The organism is Sphingomonas horti, from assembly GCF_009753715.1.
Lineage (GTDB): Bacteria > Pseudomonadota > Alphaproteobacteria > Sphingomonadales > Sphingomonadaceae > Sphingomonas_B > Sphingomonas_B horti.
This window is the reverse complement of record NZ_WQMS01000009.1, coordinates 162529-184487: the sequence shown is the minus strand read 5'-3', so window position 1 is coordinate 184487 and position 21959 is coordinate 162529. Positions and strand designations below refer to the sequence as shown.

The window sequence follows — 21959 nt, the reverse complement described above, 5'->3', positions numbered from 1 at the left end:
GACCCGCTGAGCTACGGCTATCAGAACGTCCTGATCCAGAACAACGCGATCTACGCCAACGATGCCTATCACGGCATCTTCGTCAACGGCGCCACCGGCGTGCAGATCCTCGACAACACCGTCACCTCGAACCCGAACGATTCCAAGATGTTCTGGATCTTCGCCACCAACAGCAGCGACGTCGCGATCCAGAACAACGTCACCGACCGCATCACCGCCGTCAACGTCACCAACCTGTTCCAGGACGGCAATCTCGACTTCCAGGTCAACCCCGCCGCGCGCGCCGACCTGCCCAGCCTCGCCAGCCCCAGCGACGCCCACGACCTGATCACAGCCGGGGCGGGGTATCAGTTGCGCGGCGACGCGCCGGACTCGCCGGTCTCCAGCGCGGTCGGCACCGCGATCGGCGACATGCTGGCGCGGGTCGGCGGCAGCTCGGCTGGGCACAAGGTCGTCGGCGAATCCAGCACCCTGCTGCACGACGCCGCCAGCACCGCCTCGCCGGAGCTCGACCTGGGCGGGCTAAAGGCGATCGTCGGCGATGCCCAGCCGGCAGCGCCGGTGCAGCACCACTTCGCGCACGAGGTCGCGATCCAGCCCACCGTACGCGAGATGATGGGGCATCTGTTCCTCGACCATTTCGTGGCGCTCCCCTGATCGCCCTGCCGGCCTCGCCATTTGGCGGGCCGGTGCTATGGTCCCCGATCGATCGCCTCCGAATGAGGCGACGGGTCGCGGGAGACGACGAGTGGTGCTGCTGAAGTCTGTGACGGCGATGCTGGCGAGCCTGGCAGGCCTGCTGCTCGCCTCGCCCGTGAACCCGCCGCGCGCGACCGGCCCGGTCACCGACGTGGAGTGGAACGCGCTTCTCATGCGGCATCGCGACGGCGGCGTCATCGATCTCGGCGAGCGGAGCGTCGCCTTCGTCCCGCAACGTTTCCAGCCGCGGGCGCAGGTGACGATCCGCGGCGGCGTGTTCGGTCCCATCCAGCTCGACCAGTGGCGCAACGTCGTGTTCGACGGATCGCGCTTCGCCGCGCCGCCGGGGACGCCGGTGTCCCAGTCGCTGATCGTCGCCAACGACGCCCAGCGGCTCGTGATCCGCAATTGCCGGTTCACCGGATATCGCGGCGAGGACGGCACTCTCCGCATCCGCGGACCGCTGATCCGCGGCGGCCAGGACGTCACGATCGAGCGCTCCACCTTCGAGGACATGCTCGGCAATCTGGCGTTCATCCGCGCGCACGGCGTTCGTTTCCGCGACAACGAGCTTCGCCGCATTCGCGAAGGCATCCAGATCGTCGGCGGCAGCGACATCGTGATCGAGCGCAATCGCTTCGCGGATTATCAGCCGGCCCCGGGCGATCATGCCGACGCCATCCAGCTCTTCATGAACGGACTGAAGCCGGACGAGCCCGCGACCCAGGACCTGACCATTCGCGACAATCTGTTCCTCGCGGGCAGCAAGACGCAGGTGATCTTCATCGGCGGCGGCAAGGAGCGGCTCGGCAGCGGCCTCGGCTATGCACGCTTCACGATCGAAGGCAATGTGATCGTCGGCGCCGTCTGGCACGGAATCTCGGCGCCGTTCGTCTCCGACATGACGGTGCGCGGCAATCGCCTGTTCCGGGTCGCCGATCTCGACCAATATGACAGCCGGATCATGGCTGGCGGCGAGAATGTCGTGGTCCAGGACAATGAGGCGAACGCCTTCATCCTGACCGATGGCGTCAGCGAAGCGCGCAACCGCAAGGTCGGGCCGAGCAAGGCCGCCAAGGTTGATTCGGTTATCGCGGAGTGGGTGGCGAAATATCGTCCGCGGTGACGGCGGCTTCCGGCGCCGCAGGGTAATTGTCGGGCGTCGGCGTGAAGGCGGGGTGCTCCGGCGCGCTGTCCGGCGGCAGCTCGAAGCTGGCCGGCCGAAGCTCCTCCCGCGGGCGTTCGAGACGGTCCTGCGCGTCCCAGCCATCGTCCGGCTGCTCCGGCACCATTTTGGTGATCAGCAGCGGGCCGCCATAGCTGCCGGCTGCGAATTCCGGACGCGCCGCGAGCTTCTTCATCTCCGTTTCGCAGGCGGCGAGGAATTCGGCGTTCATTTTCGGGCATTGCCGCAGCCCGCCATCATAGGCCGCGCGCGCCCAGCCCTGGCCGGCGCTGGCCTGATCGACCGCCATGGAGTCAGGCGAATCGGTGACGGGAATCCGCGGCGGGGCACGCCACACCCAGGCGTCGCGAGTGGCGCTGCTGGCCAATGCGCCCAGCATCACACCGCCGCCGACGAGCAGCCCCATCACGCCGGCAAGCCGGGCCTTCCTTCCGCGCCGATTCATGGCCTATCAACCGAAGCAGCCGGGCCCGGTTCCGGATCCGGGCAATCGCGCGCCGGGCGCGTCACAGGAGGGAAGCAATGAACGTCAATTCGAAGCGCGTCGGGCTGGTGCTGGGCATCGCCCTGGGCGTCGCCGGCGCGGCCGGCGCCTGGGCGGCCCAGGACACGCCGAGCGAAAAGCTTCAGAAGCTGACGGCTGGAAGGACCGCCGGGGCGCCGGAGAATTGCGTGCCCAAGTCGACTCGCACCAAGATGCAGATTCTCGATTCGACCGCCATCGCCGTTTACGACTCCGCCAAGCGCTACAATATCAGCCTGATCTCGGCCGAATGCTCGTTCCTGAAGCCGGGGCGGCAGCTGGTGATGGACGGCACCAAGCCGCGCATCTGCGCCGGGGACACGTTCATGGTCGTCGCCGGCGACAGCGACATCCAATATGGCTCATGCCGCTGGGGCCAGTTCGTGCCCTATCCGCGGGCGGAACAATAGCGCGGACGGCGGGGGGCACGCGTGCAGTTCGAGACCGTCGCCAATGGCGACATGGCCATCAACGTCGCCGTCGCAGGCGAGGGGCCGCTGATCCTGTGCGTCCATGGCTGGCCGGAGCTCTGGTACAGCTGGCGGCACCAGCTCGCGCATTTCTCCGGGCTCGGCTTCAAGGTCGCGGCGATGGACGTGCGCGGCTATGGCGGCAGCTCCAAGCCGCATCCGGTCGCCGCCTATGCGATGCGGGAGCTGACCGGCGACGTCGCCGCGGTGATCGATGCGCTCGGCGGCGGCACCGCGATCCTGTTCGGGCACGACTGGGGCGCGCCGATCGTCTGGAACACGGCGCTGATGCATCCGGCCAAGGTGCGCGCGGTGGCGGGCCTCAGCGTTCCGTACATGCCGCGGGGCCAGCAATCCTTTCTGAAGCTCGCCGAGCAGCTCTATGCGGGCAAATTCTTCTACCAGCTCTATTTCCGGCAGGAGGGCGTCGCCGAAGCGGAATTCGAGGCGGACGTGCGGGACGCGCTGAGGCGCACCTATTATGCCGCATCGGGCGATTTCCGGGCAGGCCACGCGGGCGCATTCCTGTCGAAAGGCCCGCAATCGACCTTCCTTGAGGGCTTGCCGGACCCGCAGCCGTTCCCGGCCTGGATGAGCGAGGCGGACCTGGACGTGTTCGCCGCCGCGTTCGAGAAGAGCGGCTTCCGCGGGCCGCTGAACCGCTATCGCGCGCAGGACCTGGACTTCGAGCAGAGCGCCGACCTGACGGGCAAGCCGGTCACGCAGCCGGCCTGCTTCATCGCCGGCGAGCGCGATCCGGTGCGGAACTTCGTGCCCGGCATCGACATGTTCGCGAACGCCGGCGCGCACTGCACCGATTTCCGGGGAACCACGCTGATCCCCGAAGCGGGGCATTGGGTACAGCAGGAAGCGCCCGAAGCGACGAACGCGGCGCTGGAGGCATTCGTAAGGGGGCTTTAGGTCCTCCCCGATCTCGCTCGGGAGGCCGCGCCGGCGAAGCCGGTGGTGGAGGGCCGGGCGGAAGCACCTTCGTACCGTCCAACGGCTGCTTCGCAGCCGCACTCCGCCTGGCTCGGCGCCTCTCCCAACATGCTTCGCATCGTCCCTCCCCTGGGTCCGCTCGATCGCTCGGACGGAAAATGGCGTGCGCATCCTCGACGAGCGCAAGCTCCCCTGGGCTGTCGAATGGGTCGAGCTCAGCTCCGCCGACATGGCCGCGCGGGCGATCCGGGAGATGTGGACGCGGGGCGCGCCGCTGATCGGCGCGGTCGCTGCCCATGCGCAGTTGCTCGCGACCCGGCCGACCGCGGTCAATCTGCGCTGGGCGCTCGATCAGGTGCGCGACCATATCCGCAACCTCCCGGTGGCCGAACGCGCCGCGGCGGCGTTCGCGCGCGCCGACGCGATCTGCGACGGGCATGTCGCGCTCAATCGCGCAATCGGGGAGCACGGGCTGGGCCTGCTGGAGGAACTGCACGCCCACCATCCTGACCGCCCGCTCAACATCCTGACCCACTGCAATCCCGGCTGGCTGGCGACGGTCGACTATGGGACGGCGACCGCGCCGATCTACATGGCGCACGACAAGGGGATGCCGCTCCATGTCTGGGTGGACGGGACGCGGCCGCGCAACCAGGGCGCGCTGCTCACTGCGCTTGAGCTGCGCGGCCACGGCGTGCCGCACAGCGTGATCGCGGACAATGTCGGCGGTTTGCTGATGCAGCGCGGCGAGGTGGATCTGGTGATGGTCTGCACTGACCGCGTCACCGCCAATGCGATGTGTGCAACAAGATCGGCAGCTATCTGAAGGCGCTCGCCGCGCGCGACAACGGCGTCCCCTTTTACGTCGCGCTTCCCTACACCACGATCGACCGCAGCCTAGGCTCTGGCGACCAGGTGCCGATCGAGGACCGGAGCGGCGACGAGCTTGCGTGGATCACCGGGCCCGCTGCTGGCGGCGAGGTGGCGACCGTGAAGGTGACGGAATCGCCTGTGCGCAATCCGGCGTTCGATATCACGCCGGCGCGATTGGTGACCGGCTATATCACCGAGATTCCGGCGAGGGTCGTTCGCCGGTCCCGCCTTGGAACGACGGCCCGCGCGAAGGGTTCTGTTCGGCAAGACTCAAGCGTGAGGGAGATGATCAATGGCGACCGAAGCAGCCTCCAAGTCGACCCGTTCCCGTTCGAAGGGCGGCGAGAACGGCAAGAGCAGCGGGTCGACCGGTGCGCTGATCGGCGCGGCGGCGGCAGGCGTTGCGGTCGGACTGATGGCCAATCTGGGCCGCAAGGCCGCGGTGCAGGCGCCGACCATGCTTGCCGGCGACTGGGACGAGGCACTCGCCGCCGAGCACCAGGCGACGCTTAAGCTGTTCGACGCGATGCAGGCGACCACCGACAAGAACACGACGAAGCGCTCGATGCTGCTGATGCAGCTGAAGCATGCGCTCGCCAAGCACGCGATCGAGGAGGAGAACGCGGTCTATCCGGCGCTTCGCGATGCCGGCCAGACCGAGGAAGCCGATCACCTCAACCACGATCACGGCTATGTGAAGCAGTTCCTCTACGACCTCGACAACATGCCCAAGGACTCGCCTGCCTTCATGACGAAGGTCGGCGAGTTCCGCCGCGCGGTCGAGGAGCATGTGCGCGAGGAGGAAGACACGATCTTCCCCAAGCTGAAGGCGAAGCTGAGCCCGGAGCAGAACAAGGCGCTGACGGCGGCAATGAACAAGGAAGGGTTCAAGCTCGCATGACCGGAAACCGCAACATCTCGACCGAGCACCAGTTGCCGGGCGACGCCGCGCGGCCATCGGACACGATGGATCGGGAGCAGCCGCGCTCGCCCGAAAAGGAGCAGCGCGACCGCGGCAAGCGGCCGTTCATCGCGGACAATGGCGAAGTGCGCGGATCGGGCGCCGGCGCGGGCGGCGGCAACCCCGGGGAGGATTTCGACGACGATCCGCCCAGCGGCGGCGGCAACCTGACATAGCGTCGTCATCCCGGGCTCGACCCGGGACCCACCTTCTGCCCCGCTCGGCAAGGAAGGTAGGCCCCGGCTCGAGGCCGGGGTGACGCTCAGTCACAACAGCCCCATCGCGCGCATGCTGGTGTGGCCGTCGGCGCCGATGATGACATGGTCGTGCACCTGGATGCCGAGGCGCTTGCCGGCCTCGACGATGTCGCGCGTCACCGCGATGTCCTGGCGCGAGGGCGCAGGGTCGCCGCTCGGATGATTATGGACCAGGATCAGGCTGGAGGCGTGCAGGTCGATCGCGCGACGGATCACTTCGCGCGCGTACATCGCCGCCTCGCTGGTCGATCCTTCGCTCATCAGCTCGTCGCGGATCAGCATGTTCTTCGCGTTCAGGAACAGTACCCGCACCCGCTCGACGCCCAGGTGCGCCAAGTCCGCGCGCAGATAGTCGAGCAGCGCGTCCCAGCTGTTCAGGATCGGCCGCGCCTTGATCTTCGCCGCCAAAAGCCGGAGAGCAGCGGCGTTGACGATCTTCAAGGACGCCACCGCCGTTTCGCTGAAGCCGGCCCTCTCGATCGCCTCGGCATCCGCGGCGAACAATCCGCCGATGCCACCGAATTCGTTCAGCAAGCGTTTCGCAAGCGATTTGGTATCGCGGCGCGGAATGACGAGAGCGAGCAGATATTCGACGATCTCGTGGTCGAGCAGCGCGTCGGGGCCGCCGCGCAGCAGCCGCTCGCGCAGCCGCGCGCGGTGGCCGGCCCCCTCATCTTCCCCCGTCATGGCGGCCAGACTTAAGCGGGCGGTCGCCTTGGGGCAAATGCTGAAGTGATGGCCGGGGCGGATCCGGAGATGCCGGTCGCCGAGGAACGGCGGCGGCGCGGGCGCACGATCCTGATCGCGCTGCTGGCGTTCGTGGCGCTGACGCTGCTCGGCCTGTGGCTCGCGCGCAAGCCGATCGCGACCGACCTGATCGACCGCGAGCTTGCCCGGCGCGGCGTGCCGGCGCGCTATGAGGTGAAGCGGATCGGCGTGCGCACCCAGCGGCTGGAAGGCGTCAGCATCGGCGACCGCCAGTCGCCCGATCTCACTGCCGATTGGGTCGAAGTCGACCTGGTGCCGACCTTCGGCGCGCCCGAGGTCCACGAAATCCGCGCCGGCGGCGTCCGGCTGCGCGGCCGGCTGGTCGGCGGACGGCTGCGGCTGGGCAGCGTCGACAAATTGCTGCCGGCACCCAGCGGCGCGCCGTTCCGCCTGCCCGATCTGCGCGTCGCGCTGGATGACGCGCGGCTGGCGCTCGACACGCCCGCGGGGCCCGTCGGCCTGCGGATCGACGGCCGCGGCAATTTAGCCAATGACTTTGTCGGCCGCTATGCCGCGACCGCGCCGGCGCTGGACCTGGGCGGCTGCACGCTGACCGGCCTTGCGCTCCAGGGGAACGTCACCACGCACGCGGCGCAGCCGAATTTCACCGGACCCGCGAACGCGCAGGCGCTTGCGTGCGGCGACGTGCGGGTTGCGGCGATTTCCAGCACGATCGACGCGACGCTTCGCCCGGGGCTCGACGGCTGGCGCGGGCAGGCGAAGCTGGCGTCGGGCGAGGCCAGCGCCGCCGGCTGGTCGGCCGATGGCGCGCGCGGCCAGATCGACTTTGCCGGCGACGCGGCGCGCACGGCCGGATCGCTGCGGCTGGTCGGGCTGGGAATAGCCGGTCCGCCTGCGCGCACGCCGCATGCGGAACTCGGCGGACGCTATGCCGTCGAAGCCGGACGGGCGGAGCGGCTCGACGAAAATCCCGGCGCCGTGGCGACCAGCATCCGGTTCGATGGCGGCCTGACCGCCGACAATGTCGCGTTCGCGCAGGCGCCGCGGCTGGACGGCTTTGCAGACAGTGTCGCCGGCACCCCGGTCGAGCCGCTTGCCCGCGCGCTGGCGCGCATGGCCGCCGTAGCGGGGCGCGCGTCCGATCTTCATGCCAGTCTCAGCCTCGCGACGCGCGGCGGCGCCGGGTCGGTGCGGATCGCCTCGGCCGAGCTGACCGGCGGCGGCGCCCGGCTCCGCTTTTCGGGGGGTGAGGGCGCGCGGCTGGTCTGGCCCGGCGCCGGTGCGCTGCAGGTCGATGGCCAGCTTGCCCTCACCGGCGAAGGGCTGCCGAACATCCTCGCCGAACTGCATCAGAGCGCACCCGGCGCGCCGATTTCCGGCGTTGCGCAGATGGCGCCGTTCGAAGCCGGCGGGGCACGGATCGCGGTCGCGCCGGTGCGCTTCGACAATGGGCGGTTCGCCACCGTGCTGAAGCTCAGCGGGCCATTGGCAGGCGGCCGCATCGAAGGCGCGGCGCTGCCGCTCCAGGGACGGGTGGGCCCGGGCGGCCTCCTGCTCAATCCGGCCTGCGCGCCGCTCACCTTCGACAGCCTTGCCGTCAGCGGCCTGAAGCTTCAGCCGGCGCGGCTCCGCCTGTGCCCAGCGGGCCAGGCGCTGGTCGCGAACGGCCGTGTCGCGGGCACGATCGAGACGCCGCGGCTGCACGGGACGCTGGGGCAGAGCCCGGTCATGCTTGCGGCCGATCGGGCCCGCTTCGACGGCTCCGGCTTCCGCATCGCCGGCCTCGCCGCGCGGCTGGGCTCCGGTGATGCCGTCAGCCGCCTCGACGTGGCCGAGCTGAGCGGCGCGCCCGGCAGAGGCATCGGCGGCCGTTTCGCCGGTGCGGCCGGGCGGATCGGGAAAGTGCCGTTGATCGTCAGCGATGCGGCCGGGGAGTGGCGCTTCGCCGAAGGCGGGCTGGCCGTCTCGGGCAGGCTGACGCTTTCCGACCAGGCGGACCCCGCCCGCTTCAACCCGCTGGTCTCGCGCGACGTGGCGCTCCGCATCCGCAGCAACGCGCTGACCGCGAGCGGCACGCTGCGCGAACCGCAGAGCGGGACGGCCGTCGCCACCGTCGACCTCCGCCACGACCTCGGCCGCGGCGCCGGCCACGCCGGAATCGACGTCGCCGGCATCCGCTTCGGGCCCGGTCTGCAGCCCGAACGGCTGACCCGCTTGACGCTCGGCGTCGTCGCCAATGTGAACGGGACGCTCAGCGGCAGCGGCCGCATCGCCTGGACTGATGCGGGCGTGACCAGCACCGGCCTGTTCCACGTCGCCGCCGACTCGCTCGCGGCGCCGTTCGGGCCGGCGACCGGAGTTCGCACCGACATCCGCTTCACCGACCTGCTCGGCCTCGTCACCGCGCCCGATCAGCTTCTGACCGTCGCCACCGTCAATCCCGGCATCGAGGTCGAGGACGGCGTGGTGCAATACCGGCTGCTGCCGGAGCTGAAGGTCGCCGTCGACAGCGCCCGCTGGCCGCTCGCAGGCGGCACGCTGACGCTGCGCCCGACCGTGCTCGATTTTTCGGAGGAAGCCGCGCGGCATCTGACCTTCGACATTGCCGGCCTCGACGCGGCGAGGCTGATCAACAAGCTGGAGTTCGACAATATCAGCGCGACCGGTACGTTCGACGGCACGTTGCCGATGATCTTCGACCGGAATGGCGGCCGCATCGTCGACGGCTCGCTGATCTCGCGCGCGCCCGGCGGCACGCTGGCCTATGTCGGCCAGGTATCGAACGCCGATCTCGGCATCTGGGGCGGGATCGCGTTCGATGCGCTGAAATCGATCGCCTACCAGACGATGCGCATCGATCTGAACGGCAAGCTGGACGGCGAGATGGTCAGCGAAATCCGCTTCAACGGGGTCAGCCGCGGCACCATCAAGCCGGTCGCGACCGGGCTGATCGCGCGTGTCGGCGGCCAGCTCGCGCAGCAGCTGCAACAGCTGCCCTTCATCTTCAACATCCGCATTCGCGCGCCATTCCGGGGCCTGATCGCCAGCGCGCGGAGCTTCTCCGATCCCAGCCTGTTGATCCAGGATCAGCTGGGGCCCGCCTTTCAGGCGGAAAAACCGCCGGTTCAGCCTTCCGACAGCGAGAATAAGCGATGAACAGACATGAGTTGACGTGCGGGACAGGGGGTGCGAGCCATCGGATGATGCGGTGGACAGCGCCTCTTGCGATCCTGGTCGGAGCGGCCGGCTGCGTGCAGGTGACTGCGCCGGACAAGCCGATCGAGATCAACCTGAACGTCAACGTGAAACAGGAAGTGCTCGTGAAGCTCCAGCGCGACGCGCAGGATATCATCGAGAATAACCCGGAGTTGTTTCCGAAATGACCAGACGTGGCAAACTGATCCTCGGCGCCGCCGGCGTCGCCCTGCTGGGCCTCGCCGGCGCGGCATGGGCCCAGGGCGGCGTCAGCGCCGCGGTCGCGGCCGGCCAGGTCGGCGAGCGCGCGGACGGCTATCTGGGCGTGCGCGGCCAGGTCTCCGACGCAGTCAAGGCCGAGGTCGAGCAGATCAACATCAAGCGGCGCGCGCTCTACACCAGCCGCGCGGCGGAGCGCGGCGTCGCCGTCGAGGCGATCGCGGCAGCCACCGCCTGCCAGGCGATGCAGCGGGTCGGCGTCGGCCAAGCCTATAATCTGGGCGGCGGCTGGGCGGTGCGCGGCGCGGGCGATCCGGCGCCCAAGCCGGCCAACTGCCCCTAGGCGCGGGGCGAGCGCTCCCGCTCCGCGCGCAGATGCTCGGCGCGGGAACGCAGCAGGTCGCGGCGGGCGACGATCCCCAGCAGCTTGCCGGTTTTTGAATCGATCACGCAGATGCGGCCGATATTCTCGGTGATCATCAGGTTGGCGACCTGATTGGCCGGGGTCATCCGCGTCGCGACCGGCAGCGAGCGGTCGGACAATTGCTCGCCGATCGTGGCATCGAGCTCGCCTTCTCCCTGGCTCCAGCGCAGCGCGTCCGAGCGTGAGGCGAGGCCGATCGGCCGCCCGGCGGAATCGACCACCGGATAGCTGCGGTGCCGGGCGCCCGCTTCGAAGAATTGGAGCGCCTCGGCGATCGTCATCTCCTCGGGCAGCGTGTCGGGCTTCGGCGTCATCAGGTCGCCCGCGAGCCCCAGCGCCAGCGGGTCGATGCTGTATTCCTGGCTGATGTGGCGCCCGCGCCGCGAGACCTTTTCGGTCAGGATCGAGCGCTTCAGCACCAGCACCGCCACTGCGAAGGCGGCGCCCGATGCGGCGACCGTGGCCGGAAGCGCAGTGAAATGGCCGGTCAGCTCGACCGTGAAGATCGCGCTGGTCAGCGGCGCGCGCATCGACGCGCTCATCACGCCCGCCATGCCGATCATCGCCCAGGGGCCGCTGCCGCCGGGCAGCCAGTGGCCCAGAATGCCGCCGAACGCGCCGCCGATGATCAAGAGCGGGGCGAGGATGCCGCCCGACGTGCCCGAACCCAGCGCGATCAGCCAGACGATCGCCTTGGCCGCGAACAAAAGCGCCATCGCGCCGAGCAGCAGCCGGCCATCGAGCAGGTCCTGGATATTGTTGTAGCCGGCACCCAGCACGCGCGGTTCGATCAGGCCGCCGATGCCGACGGCGACCGCGCCGATCGCCGGCCACCACATCCAGTGGACCGGCAGCCGGTGGAAGCCGTCCTCGATCCGGTAGAGCATCGTCGACAGCAGCGCCGCGACCGCGCCCGCGACGCAGCCCATCACCGCGGCGATCAGCAGCGTCGGGCCCGCTTCGCCCAGTGTCCCGGCGAAACCGAACAACGGGCCGGAGCCGATCAGCAGCGGCCGCCAGGCGAGCGCGGTCAGCACGCTCGCCACCACCGGCACGAAGCTGCGCGGCTTCCATTCGAACAGCATCACCTCGACCGCGAGCAGGATCGCGGCCAGCGGCGCGCCGAAGATCGCGGTCATGCCGGCCGCGGCGCCGGCGACCAGCAGCGTCTTGCGTTCGGCCGCGGTCAGCCGGAATTGCTGCGCGAACAGCGATCCGATCGCGCCGCCGGTCATGATGATCGGGCCTTCCGCGCCGAACGGGCCGCCGCTGCCAATCGAGATCGCCGACGAGATCGGCTTCAACAGCGCGACCTTCAGCGACAGCCGGCTTTCGCCGTACAGGATCGCCTCAAGCGCCTCCGGGATGCCGTGGCCGCGGATCTTGTCGGAGCCGAAGCGCGCCATCAGCCCGATCGCGAGCGCGCCGAGCACCGGCGCCAGCAGCACCAGCGGACCCGTCGCCGCGGCCGCGATCGGCAGCGATTCGGCGGCCAGGCGCTGGTACCAGATCAGGTTGGTGACGATCGCGATCAGCTTCAGCAGCACCCAGGCGGCCGCCGCGCCGCCGGTGCCGGTGACCAGCGCCATCGCCATCAGCACGATCATCCGCTTGTCGGCGCTGTGGTCGGCCAGCCGGGGCGGATGGGCAACTCCGCTCGTTGCCTGCCGGGCTCGGCCGTTATCCGCCATCTCGGTCCTCGTGCTGCGTCGGGGGAGAGGCCGAATGGGTCGAAAGGCAACATAAATCAAGCAATGGTCTCGCGCCACGCGCTCGCGGCACTTAGCTTCGGCCCAACGCCAGCTGCTGCGCTGAGCGCTTGCCCGCAAGCACCGCTTCGGGCAGAGCGCATCGCGCACGGGCGGTTAGCTCAGCCGGTAGAGCATCTCGTTTACACCGAGAGGGTCGGCGGTTCGAACCCGTCACCGCCCACCATCGCGCAGCAGGCGAGACGCGCCGCCCCGGCGCGCACGCCTGCAAGCGCGGCCGGCCTTGCTTCGCAAGGACCGACAACGCGGGCTTTGCCCGCGGCGCAACCAGGCAGGTGCCGTTGGCGATCGTCCACTAAGGGTGGGAAGTGGTCGTTGGCCTAGTCGGCTTTTCGGATCAGCAATGCACTTGCTGGGATACTTACAATGCACGAGAGCATCGCCACGGTAGTGAGAGCCACGAAGAGCATGGCGGGTGCATCGTTTGGCGGCGATCCATCAGGAGCCGTGATGAGCAGAGCCAGTGCTGAGGCGATGATTAACACCGGCACGGTTGAAGCGCAGGCCAAGATTGCGAGGAAGCGGCTCCGCCGGGCTAATCGACGACCAAACAAGTATGCCGCAAGCGCCGTCAGGCCAAACACGACGAGCGCAGCGACCAGCAAAAAGAGCGTATCGCTTCCGGACGAAGCTATCGGCATGAAACCTCTTGGTGCGACTTGCCACCAGATGTCACAAAAGGTGAATGTCGGCAAAGGGTCGTTTCCGGTCGTTCCTAGCGATCCACGTCCGAACGTCTGCAAAGGGTGGTTAGTCGACCTTCGCCACGACCTTGGCCTCTCCGATGAAACCCCCCTCCCAAAGGTAGAAGGTACCCGCCTGCCGCATTGCCTCTGCCCCCTCTTCGGATAGGAACACGAATCCGACGCGGCGCTTGGCGCCTGGCTCAAGCGGCCGATCTCCTAGCAAAGGCCACGCATCATAGCCGACCAGCGGCTCCGTTCTCGTCACCATACAGGGACAACCCCAACCAGGATAAGCGACCGAGTTGCGACCGCCCCGCTCAGGAGCATATAGTGTGACATCAGCCACGAACTGCGGTTGCATTGTTCTAAGTTTCTCGGCTCTGTCCATGCTGTGACGGGTCCTCTCAATCATGTCCTGTATCGTCTCGGGCGCCACTTCCCAGCCGAAGAGGCGAACGAACTCACCGCCCTTGATGTGGACCAAGCAAACGTTCGCCAGACCAAATCTGGTCCTAACTAGCTCCGTTCGTTCGATCTCTGACCAAGCCCAAGTTGACCGTCGCCAGCCAAGGTCCCGGCATATGCCTTCGCTGCTAATTTCGAGGCGGCCTGGTCGGATGAGCGCCCACAAATAGCGGCCTGCCAGCACGGCGGCGAATGCTGCGCCCACATACATGGCCCCGACTGACTCAGCGTCCCTTATGGTCTCTAGCCGAGCCGCTTTGGGCAGTTGTAGAGCCCAAGCGCAGACGGTCACGATTGCAAAACCCAATGCAAGGCGGGCACCTGCCTCTAAGCGCGACTCCTTCAATATCAGCGTGGTCACTCCAGCTGAATGCGATCAAACTTCAATGTCCGCAACGGCTCGCACTCGGACGTTGGCCGGCCCCTGCTCACAGGCTCCTTACCAGCCGCACCGCCCGTGCGATCCAAGGGGGATCGGCATAGACCTGCTGGCGCGCCCCCGCGCCCAGCGGCAGCAGGTGGAGCTTGTTGTCCTCGCGTCCCAGTAGCCGGCCGAAGGCGAAGCGGCCGGCGGGGCGGGGGACCAGCACGTCGCGGTTGAGCGCGGTCGCGAATTGCTCGGGCGCCAGCCGTTCGCACCAGATCTCGTCGCCGGCGCGATAGTCGCCGACCGAAGCTGCGACCGTGACCGCGACCAGCGCGGGCGCGGGCTGCGGTGCGGTGACGACGGACTCCCGCTTCGGCGCGTGCGCGCCGTCCGGGCCCAGCAGCGCCGCCACCGGCAGGTTCGGCCGCTCAGGCAGCTTCACCAGGTCCGCGGCGGTGACGCCCAGCGCGTCGGCGATCCGGTTCAGCCAGCCGACCGAAACCGTGCGCGTGCCCGTCTCCAGCCGTCCGATCGTCTGCGCGGTGGTCGGCGGCATGCAGCGCTTGCCGACTTCCTCAAGCGTCAGTCCCTTCGCGCGCCGCACCTCGCGAATGGCAGTGATCATCGCAGGGCCTCATAACCAATTCGGTTATTCCTCTGTCCTACATCATTGCCGCTGTGGCAAGACCCGATCGACTCGGAACTGCGAAGGAGGTCGGCATGAGGCAAGAATTGGCGGAGCGGCGGCTGCAAGGGGCGGGGAACCGCAGCGTCACGGTCAACCTGGCGGAATCGTCGCTGAGCTGGCTCGCCTCGCGCGGGCGGATCAGCGACCGGCAGCTCGTCGCCGGAGAGACTCTCCGCGCCGATTGGGAACGTGCCGCACTTGCGCCGAGCACGACGATGCGCTGGGACACGGCCCCGCGCGCGCCACGGGGCGCAGGCATGTCCCGCGCGCCCGATCCCTCCACCTCGCAGCTCGATGCGAAGCGCCGGTTCGACGCCGCCGTCGCCCATGTCGGCACCGGCCTGTCCGACATACTGTGGCGCGTCGTGTGCGCGAACGAAGGCCTGGCCGAGGCGGAGCGGGCGCTCGGCTGGCCGGCGCGGTCCGGCAAATTGGTGCTCGGCCTCGCGCTCGACCGGCTGGCCGATTTCTACCGCATCCGCTGAGCGGCCCCATGCGTTGAGCAGGCGAGGAGAATGGACATGGCCGAACATCCCCGCACCGAATCCGCCCGCGCGCACGACGACCGCGACCTTATCGAAGGCGGCGAGCCGATGCCGTCGCAGAGCGGCACGTCGGGGGCAGGGCCGGCCGAGAATATCGGCACCCGCGACGAGCTGAAGCAGGCGACCGGCGGCGAGCCGACCAACACCCGCGTCAGGAAAAGCGACAAGGCGGATACGTTCGTGCCGACGCGGTCGGACCATGATGGAGGCTGATTTGGTGCGACCTTTGGTGAACTTTCGGCTCAGCACTCGACCACGTTGACGGCCAGGCCGCCCAGCGCGGTTTCCTTGTATTTGGCGCTCATGTCCGCGCCGGTCTTGCGCATCGTCTCGATGACCTGATCGAGGCTGACGCGATGGGTGCCGTCGCCGAGCAGTGACAGCCGCGCCGCCTCGATGGCCTTGACCGCGCCGACCGCGTTGCGCTCGATGCACGGCACCTGGACGAGGCCGCCGACGGGATCGCAGGTGAGGCCGAGATTATGCTCCATGCCGATCTCGGCGGCATTCTCGACCTGCGCGTTGGTGCCACCCAGCGCCGCGGTCAGCCCGGCCGCCGCCATCGAGCAGGCGACGCCGACCTCGCCCTGGCAGCCGACCTCGGCGCCCGAGATCGACGCATTCTCCTTGAACAGCGATCCGATCGCCGCCGCGGTCAGCAGGAAGCGGTCGGCGCCTTCGTCCGAAGCGCCCGCTACGAACCGCTCGTAATAGCGCAGCACCGCCGGCACGATGCCGGCCGCGCCATTGGTCGGGGCCGTGACCACGCGGCCGCCCGCCGCATTCTCCTCGTTGACGGCCAGCGCCCACAAATTGACCCAGTCGATCACCGTCAGCGGATCGGACAGCGCACGCTCCTGCCGTTCGACCAGCTTGCGGTGCACGTCGGGCGCGCGGCGGCGCACGTTCAGGCCGCCGGGAAGGATGCCGTGCTGCCCCATGCCGCGGTCGATGCAGGCGGACATGGTCTGGCGGATCGCCGCCAGCCGCTGGCGCACTTCTTCCTCGGGCATGCGCGCCAGCTCGTTGCGAAGCGCCAGGTCGGCGATGGAGAGCCCGGCCGCGGCGGCCCGCTCCAGCAATTGCTCGCCCGAATGAAACGGGTGCGGCACGTCCGCGACCAGCCCTTCGGGCGGCGCGTTGCCGGACACTTCGCTCTCCGCGAGGATCGCCCCGCCACCCACCGAATACCAGACGCCGGACGAGAGCTCCGCGCCGTCTGCGTCGAATGCCGTGAACCGCATGCCGTTCGAGTGGAAGGACAGCCGCTCGCGCTGGTGGAACAGCAGGTCGCGGTCTTCCTCGAATGCGATCTCGTGCGTGCCGCCCAGCATCAGCCGGTGGCTGGCGCGGATGCCGGTGACGATGCGGTCGGCCTCGTCGGGGCAGATGCCGTCCGGTCGCTTGCCCGCCAGGCCGAGCAGCACCGCCCGGTCGCTCGCATGGCCTTTGCCGGTCAGCGCGAGCGATCCGTACAGCTCCGCCAGCACCCGGCCGGTGCGGTCGAGCAGCCCGCGCGCGCGCAGCTGCTCGCCAAAGGCGCAGGCGGCCGACATCGGCCCCATCGTGTGAGACGAAGAGGGGCCGACGCCGATCTTGAACAGGTCGAAAACGCTATGAGGCATGGCTGGGCATCTAGGACCTGCGGAGCGAAAGCGCCACCGCGCCGTTGCGCCTTGATGCGCCCGACGCTGCACCCGCGCCTCGTCAACGGCCGCTTCGGCGACCCGGCGCTGTTCGTCGAGGCGCTGCACCGGCGCGAGGCCATCCTGTTCGACCTTGGCGACCTTTCGCCGCTGTCCGCGCGCGACCTGCTGCGTGTCGAGACCGTCTGTATCAGCCACATGCACATCGACCATTTCATCGGCTTCGACGCGCTGCTGCGCGTGAACGTCGGGCGCGAGAAGCGCATCGGGATGATCGGACCCGAAGGGCTGATCGAGGCCGTGGGTCACAAGCTCCACGGCTATACCTGGGATCTGACGCACAAATATGCCGAGGATCTGTGTTTTGACGTGCGGGAGACAAGCGGCGCCGCTGCGCGCTTCCGCTTCAAGGCGTCATTCGTGGCGGAGCCGTTTCACGAGCCATTCGCGCTTCCGGGGCTGACGCTCGATTGGGCCGTGCTGGAGCATCACGGGCCAAGCATCGGCTATGCGCTCGCCGAGCCCATGCACGTCAATGTCTGGCGCAACCGGCTGGAGGAGCGCGGCCTCGCTCCGGGGCAGTGGCTGCAGGCGTTGAAGGCGGCGGTGCGCGACGGGGCAGGGGACGAAACGCCGATCGCACTGCCGGGTGGGGAGGCGCCGCTCGGCAGCTTGCGCGATCTGGTCAGCGTCGAGCCGGGACAGAAGCTCGCTTATGTGACCGACGTCGCCGACACGTCCGCCAACCGTGCGGCGATCGCGAGCCTCGCCAGCGGCGCCGACCTGTTCTTCCTCGAATCCCGCTTTGCCGCGGCCGACGGAGCGCTTGCCCGGGAACGCGCGCATCTGACGACGCGAGCGGCAGGCGAGATCGGCTGCGCCGCCGGCGTCAGACGGCTGGAGCCGTTCCACTTCTCGCCGCGCTACGAAGGCGCGGAGGAGCGGATGCTCGCTGAAGTCCGTGAGGCTTTTCAACATCTTCCAAGCGCTGCCGGGCGCGGCTAAGAAGGGGCTCAACCGGGGGAGCATATGCGGGCATCGTTGATCGCTTTGGGGCTTGGGCTGGCATCGCCGGTGCTTGCGCAGACGCCGGTGGGCACAATCCAGCAACGGTTCGACGCCGCGCGGGCGAAGCTGGACGCGCACGACGCGGCAGGGGCGCTTGCGGAGCTGAAGTCGCTCGAAGCCTTCCTGGAGACGCAGACACCGGTCAATCCGACCAACCTCGCCGTCACGCGCGCGCAACAGGCCGAAGCGCTGGTGAAGCTGGGTCGCGGCGCGGAGGCGAAGCCGCTCCTTCGCGAGGCGCTGAACGGACCGGGCCTCGCCAAGCCTGCGCTCGCGCCGGTCCGGGACAATAGCCGGCTGATGCTTGCGAACGTGCTGGAGGCCGAGCTCGACCACGCCAGCGCCGACGCCGAATATCTGCGGCTCGCGACGCAGACCAACGAGCCGATCGCGCGCACGGTGGCGCTGATGGGTGCGGCACGCTCCGAGGTGTTCACGGACGCGGACGCGGCGCTCCGCCACGTCGACGAGGCGCTGGCGATTGCGGAGAAGGACCCGAGCGTCGGCAAGGAAGAGCTCGCCAACGTGCTGGGGTTGAAAGGGCGTATCCTGATCAATGGCGGGCGCTACGACGATGCGCGCGCACTGCTGGTCCGGGCAGTCTCATTGCGCGGAGGGCTGACGCAAAAGGTCGATCACCAGGATATCGCGCTACGCGCCGACGCTGCGATCGCGATGCTGAAGCTCGGCCAAAGCGAGAGCGCGCGCAAATATCTCGCCTATACCGGGGCGGGCCGCACAGAAGAACAGCTGAAGCCGCCGATCGAGATGCCGCTGCCGGCCTGCGGCGGGCTGGAAGGGCTGGAACCCGACGATTCGGCCGTCATCGAGTTCACGATCCTCAGCGACGGCCGGGTTGTGGCGCCGCGGCCGGTCTATGCCTCGAAGCAGGGCGAGATGGCGTACGCCTTCGCCCGCTCGGTCGGCGAGTGGTCATGGGACCCCGAGAATGCGGCAAAGGTGAAGCCGTTCTTCCGGATGGCGACGCGCGTGGAGCTGCGCTGCTCGAACAAGGCCAACCGGCCGCCGATGACCGTGCAGCTCGAAAGGACGGCCGGCGACTGGTTCAACGCGAAAGGCGTGAGGCCGCCGGCGGCAAAAAGCGATGCCGGTCGCGCGGCGGAGCTCAGGCCGCGGCTGGCGGCAGCGAACGCAGCGACGCCGGAGCGGCTTGCCATGCTGTGGCAGCTGGGGCGAAACGCGACCGTCGAGCGGCGCCTGCAGCTCGACTACGAGGCGGAGGCGATGAAGCTCGCCCGAACCCTCGACGCGCCGAAAGCGCTCCGTTTCCTGATCGCACTCGACCATGCCGCGACCTGGGCGGATGAAAACAGCGCGAGCTGGCGGGGTGAGGGAGCGAAGCGGGTGGAAGCCTACCGGGCCGTTCTTGCCGATGCCGATTTTGCCGATCCGCTGATGCAAGCCATTCTGCACCTGCAGATCGCGCAGGCGGCCGGCATTGCCGGCCAGCGCGACGAGGAGCGAGCGGCGCTCACGGCGCTGGCGCAGGACACGCGGTTGTCGGACAAGGATCCGCTGAAAGTCGCGGCTCTGGTCCAGCTCGCGAACATCTACGCCGCTTCGAAACGGGAGGAGGATGCCGCCGCGATGTACAAGCGGACCGGGCTTTCCGCCCAGCAATGCGCCCTGGTCGACGGCGGTCCCGTGTTGCTGAGCGCCGGAACCGGGACGTTCCCCGAAGAGGCGTTCAATTGGGGATTCGAAGGCTGGACCTCGCTGGAATATGACGTTGCGGCGGACGGAACGGCCCGCAACGCGCGCACGGTGGCGGCCTTTCCGCCGCAAGTCTTCGCCAAGGCCAGCCAGCAGATCGCCCGCACCGTGCGCTACCGGGTAAGCTACCGCCCCGAAGGCGACCTGGCGTGCACGGCGATGAGCCGCAAGGTCCGCTACTCTATTCCGTCCCGCTGAGCCGCTCGACCAGCTCCGCCGCGAACTGGCTGAGCGTGTCGTCACGCGCGCCCATCACGACGATCCGATCGCCGGGGCGGGCGAGGGCGGTCAGGCGATCCGCGATCGCGGGGCGGGCCGCAATGTGCTCGGCGTTGCGGCCGGCGGCGCGCACGCCCTCGACGATCGTCTCGCTGCCAATCGACCGGTCGACGGTGCCGCCGAAATAGACGGGGTCGCTCAGGATCAGCACGTCGTCGGGCGCCAGCTTCTCGGCCAAGGTCATGACCAGCTCGCGCCCCATCACGCGGAGCGGACCATAGCCGTGCGGCTGGAAGAAGATCAGCAGCCGGCCGGCAAAGGCGTGGAGCGCGTCGAGCGTGGCGGCGATCTTGTCCGGATTGTGCCCGAAATCGTCATAGACAGTGACGCCGTTACGTTCGCCGACCCGCTCCAGCCGGCGGCGCAGGCCCGCAAAGCCGGTGAGCGCTTCCGCGGCCTCGGCGAACGGCACGCCGGCGGCGACCGCAGCGCCGATCGCGGAGAGCGCATTCACCGCGTTGTGCCGGCCGAGCAACTGCAGCCGCACCTCCGCGGTGTCGCCGCTGGATCGCTCGGTGGCATGGAAGCTCACGCCTTCGGCGCGCTCCTCGATATCATGGCCGATCAGCTGCGCTTCCTGCTCGAAGCCGAAAGTGAGCAGCCGGTCCTGGTGCAGCTCGCCGGCGATCGCGGCGACTTCGGGGTGATCGATATTGACCACGGCCGTACGGGCCTTGAGCACGAAATCGGTGAACAGCGCGCGCAGCTCGTCCATCTCTTTGTGGTCGAGGCTGATATTGCCCAGCACCGCGACGGTCGGCTCGAACAGCGCGATCGAGCCGTCGCTCTCGTCGACTTCGCTGACGAACACATCGCCGCTGCCGATCAGCGCGCTCGCGAATGGGGTGTCGTCGCCGACGAAATTCTTCATCACCGCGCCGTTCATTACCGTCGGCGCGCGGCCGCAGGCGTGGAGAATCCAGCCGATCATGCCGGTGACGGTCGATTTGCCGCTGGTGCCTCCGATCGCGATCCGTTCGGACGCGGCGTTGAACAGCTCGGCGAGCAGGCCTGCCCGGCTCATCCGCGCGCAACCCAGCGCGTTCGCGGCCTGAACGTCAGGCACTGTCTCCTCGACCGCGGCGGAGGCGACCAGCACCTGATCGTGCGTGGTGACGCCGCTGCCGTCCTGCGGGAACAGATCGATGCCCTGGGCGCGGAGGAAGTCGAACTTGGGCGCGGTACGGCCCTGGTCGAGCGCACGGTCGGAGCCTGAGACCTCAGCCCCTTGCGCGCGCACGATACAAGCGAGCGGCAGCATGCCGCTGCCACCGATCCCGCAGAAGAAATAGGATTTGGAACCCGTCATCCGCGCGTTACTAGCCGGTTCCGGGCCGCCGACAAGGAGAAGAGGCATGCGGATCGGCATCGTCGCGCCGAGCTGCCGGATCGATGAGGACGTGGTGCAGCGCGTCGCCGCGCTGGCTGAGGGTCGGGCGGAGCTGGCGTGGCACCCGCAATGCCTCCTCTCCGACGGGCATTTTGCGGGGCCGGATGCCGTGCGGGCCGAAGCGCTGATCGCCTACGCCAATGATCCTGCAATCGATGCGATCTGGTTCGCGCGCGGCGGCTATGGCGCGTGCCGGATCGTGGCGCAGGTGATCGACGCGCTGCGGCCGATCGCGCGGGAGAAGACCTATCTCGGCTATTCCGACCCGGGCACTTTGCTCGGCGCACTCTACGCGCGCGGGATCGGCCGGGTCGCGCATGGGCCGATGCCGGCGGATGTCCGGCGCGCGGGCGGCGAAGCGGCAGTGAGCCGCGCGCTCGATTGGCTGGTGGACGGTTCGACGACGGCGCTGGAGCCTTCGCTCGGCGAAGTGCCGGCGGCGGCGTTCAACATCGTCATTCTCGCCCACCTGATCGGCACGCGTCACTTGCCGGACCTGTCCGGCCATGTGCTGATGATCGAGGAAGTTGCCGAGTATCTCTACCGCACCGACCGCGACCTCGCCCAGATCATCCAGCATCCCTCGATCCGCGGCGTTGCCGGAATCCGGATGGGCCGGATCAGCCAGGTGCCGGGCAACGACCCGGATTTCGGCGCCGAACCGGAAGCGGTGGTCCGCCACTGGTGCGCGCGTGCGGGCATCCCGTTCCTGGGCGCTGCCGATATCGGCCACGATGCCGGCAACAAGATCGTACCGTTCGGACCATCGTCATCCGGGGCTTGACCCGGGACCTGCCTGCGTTGCGCGGCAAGAAGGCGGGCCGGCTCAAGGCGGGGTGACGAA

At 68.7% G+C, this 21959-nt stretch carries 21 protein-coding genes, 1 tRNA gene and 2 pseudogenes; 16 read left to right on the top strand and 8 right to left on the bottom strand.

Going from position 1 to position 21959, the window contains the following annotated elements; translation table 11 throughout:
- Positions 1-657, top strand: a pseudogene (locus GON01_RS16675) (right-handed parallel beta-helix repeat-containing protein); the annotation flags it as partial.
- 94 nt (positions 658-751) lie between these two features.
- Positions 752-1825 (top strand): right-handed parallel beta-helix repeat-containing protein, encoded by a 1074-nt coding sequence (locus GON01_RS09235; protein WP_181600102.1) that lies wholly within the window; start codon positions 752-754, stop codon positions 1823-1825.
- On the opposite strand, the gene GON01_RS09230 is transcribed toward GON01_RS09235, so the two are convergent.
- Positions 1788-2330 carry a hypothetical protein gene (locus GON01_RS09230; protein ID WP_157027078.1) on the bottom strand — a complete coding sequence of 181 codons (543 nt, stop codon included), beginning with the start codon at positions 2328-2330 and terminating at the stop codon, positions 1788-1790. The two genes, GON01_RS09235 and GON01_RS09230, sit on opposite strands and share 38 nt — an antisense overlap.
- A 77-nt stretch (positions 2331-2407) precedes the next feature.
- Here GON01_RS09230 and GON01_RS09225 point away from each other — a divergent pair, with 77 nt between their 5' ends.
- The 5 genes and pseudogenes from GON01_RS09225 (at position 2408) to GON01_RS09205 (ending at position 5830) form a co-directional block, all read left to right on the top strand.
- Positions 2408-2818 carry a hypothetical protein gene (locus GON01_RS09225; protein WP_157027077.1) on the top strand — a complete coding sequence of 137 codons (411 nt, stop codon included), beginning with the start codon at positions 2408-2410 and terminating at the stop codon, positions 2816-2818.
- Between the two features lie 21 nt (positions 2819-2839).
- Positions 2840-3799 (top strand): alpha/beta fold hydrolase, encoded by a 960-nt coding sequence (locus GON01_RS09220; protein ID WP_181600101.1) that lies wholly within the window; start codon positions 2840-2842, stop codon positions 3797-3799.
- A 250-nt stretch (positions 3800-4049) separates the two neighbouring features.
- Positions 4050-4834, top strand: a pseudogene (locus GON01_RS09215) (s-methyl-5-thioribose-1-phosphate isomerase); the annotation flags it as partial.
- A gap of 151 nt (positions 4835-4985) precedes the next feature.
- Positions 4986-5594, top strand: coding sequence for a hemerythrin domain-containing protein (locus GON01_RS09210; RefSeq protein WP_157027076.1), 609 nt, complete (start codon positions 4986-4988; stop codon positions 5592-5594).
- Complete coding sequence (locus GON01_RS09205; RefSeq protein WP_157027075.1) at positions 5591-5830, top strand: hypothetical protein; 240 nt, start codon at positions 5591-5593, stop codon at positions 5828-5830. Before GON01_RS09210 ends, GON01_RS09205 begins: the two co-directional genes overlap by 4 nt.
- A 90-nt stretch (positions 5831-5920) precedes the next feature.
- On the opposite strand, the gene radC is transcribed toward GON01_RS09205, so the two are convergent.
- Positions 5921-6598 carry a RadC family protein gene (gene radC / locus GON01_RS09200; RefSeq protein ID WP_157027074.1) on the bottom strand — a complete coding sequence of 226 codons (678 nt, stop codon included), beginning with the start codon at positions 6596-6598 and terminating at the stop codon, positions 5921-5923.
- A gap of 48 nt (positions 6599-6646) precedes the next feature.
- Here radC and GON01_RS09195 point away from each other — a divergent pair, with 48 nt between their 5' ends.
- The 3 genes from GON01_RS09195 to GON01_RS09185 are packed head-to-tail and all read left to right on the top strand — an operon-like array spanning position 6647 to position 10397.
- A complete protein-coding gene (locus tag GON01_RS09195; protein ID WP_157027073.1) occupies positions 6647-9796 on the top strand; it encodes a YdbH domain-containing protein in 3150 nt (1049 codons plus the stop codon).
- 44 nt (positions 9797-9840) lie between these two features.
- A complete protein-coding gene (locus GON01_RS09190; RefSeq protein ID WP_157027072.1) occupies positions 9841-10023 on the top strand; it encodes a YnbE family lipoprotein in 183 nt (60 codons plus the stop codon).
- Positions 10020-10397, top strand: a complete 378-nt coding sequence (locus GON01_RS09185; RefSeq protein ID WP_157027071.1) for a DUF1318 domain-containing protein — start codon at positions 10020-10022, stop codon at positions 10395-10397. The genes GON01_RS09190 and GON01_RS09185 overlap by 4 nt, the downstream gene beginning before the upstream one ends.
- Here GON01_RS09185 and GON01_RS09180 read toward each other — a convergent pair.
- Positions 10394-12169, bottom strand: a complete 1776-nt coding sequence (locus GON01_RS09180; RefSeq protein WP_232328747.1) for a chloride channel protein — start codon at positions 12167-12169, stop codon at positions 10394-10396. The two genes, GON01_RS09185 and GON01_RS09180, sit on opposite strands and share 4 nt — an antisense overlap.
- Positions 12170-12337: 168 nt before the next feature.
- Here GON01_RS09180 and GON01_RS09175 point away from each other — a divergent pair.
- A tRNA-Val gene (locus GON01_RS09175) sits at positions 12338-12413 on the top strand.
- 154 nt (positions 12414-12567) lie between these two features.
- Here the strand turns inward: GON01_RS09175 and GON01_RS09170 are convergent.
- The 3 genes from GON01_RS09170 to GON01_RS09160 all read right to left on the bottom strand — a co-directional run bounded on the left by GON01_RS09170 (position 12568) and on the right by GON01_RS09160 (position 14390).
- Entirely contained in the window at positions 12568-12852 is a 285-nt protein-coding gene (locus tag GON01_RS09170; protein WP_198159818.1) for a hypothetical protein, read from the bottom strand.
- 145 nt (positions 12853-12997) lie between these two features.
- Positions 12998-13759 carry a hypothetical protein gene (locus GON01_RS16965; protein WP_232328746.1) on the bottom strand — a complete coding sequence of 254 codons (762 nt, stop codon included), beginning with the start codon at positions 13757-13759 and terminating at the stop codon, positions 12998-13000.
- A gap of 67 nt (positions 13760-13826) precedes the next feature.
- Complete coding sequence (locus tag GON01_RS09160; protein ID WP_157027069.1) at positions 13827-14390, bottom strand: helix-turn-helix domain-containing protein; 564 nt, start codon at positions 14388-14390, stop codon at positions 13827-13829.
- A gap of 95 nt (positions 14391-14485) precedes the next feature.
- Between GON01_RS09160 and GON01_RS09155 the strand changes: the two genes are divergently transcribed.
- Positions 14486-14938 carry a DUF6456 domain-containing protein gene (locus GON01_RS09155; protein ID WP_157027068.1) on the top strand — a complete coding sequence of 151 codons (453 nt, stop codon included), beginning with the start codon at positions 14486-14488 and terminating at the stop codon, positions 14936-14938.
- 36 nt (positions 14939-14974) lie between these two features.
- Positions 14975-15211 carry a hypothetical protein gene (locus tag GON01_RS09150; protein ID WP_157027067.1) on the top strand — a complete coding sequence of 79 codons (237 nt, stop codon included), beginning with the start codon at positions 14975-14977 and terminating at the stop codon, positions 15209-15211.
- Positions 15212-15240: 29 nt separating this feature from the next.
- On the opposite strand, the gene GON01_RS09145 is transcribed toward GON01_RS09150, so the two are convergent.
- Positions 15241-16623, bottom strand: coding sequence for an L-serine ammonia-lyase (locus GON01_RS09145; RefSeq protein ID WP_157027066.1), 1383 nt, complete (start codon positions 16621-16623; stop codon positions 15241-15243).
- A 54-nt stretch (positions 16624-16677) separates the two neighbouring features.
- On the opposite strand from GON01_RS09145, the gene GON01_RS09140 reads away from it, so the two are divergent.
- Entirely contained in the window at positions 16678-17649 is a 972-nt protein-coding gene (locus GON01_RS09140) for an MBL fold metallo-hydrolase (RefSeq protein WP_157027065.1), read from the top strand.
- A 24-nt stretch (positions 17650-17673) separates the two neighbouring features.
- Positions 17674-19644, top strand: a complete 1971-nt coding sequence (locus tag GON01_RS09135; RefSeq protein WP_157027064.1) for a hypothetical protein — start codon at positions 17674-17676, stop codon at positions 19642-19644.
- On the opposite strand, the gene GON01_RS09130 is transcribed toward GON01_RS09135, so the two are convergent.
- Complete coding sequence (locus tag GON01_RS09130) at positions 19628-21034, bottom strand: UDP-N-acetylmuramate--L-alanine ligase (protein ID WP_157027063.1); 1407 nt, start codon at positions 21032-21034, stop codon at positions 19628-19630. The genes GON01_RS09135 and GON01_RS09130 overlap by 17 nt on opposite strands.
- Before the next feature lie 46 nt (positions 21035-21080).
- On the opposite strand from GON01_RS09130, the gene GON01_RS09125 reads away from it, so the two are divergent.
- Entirely contained in the window at positions 21081-21899 is an 819-nt protein-coding gene (locus tag GON01_RS09125) for an LD-carboxypeptidase (RefSeq protein WP_157027062.1), read from the top strand.
- The last annotated feature ends 60 nt before the right edge of the window (positions 21900-21959 follow it).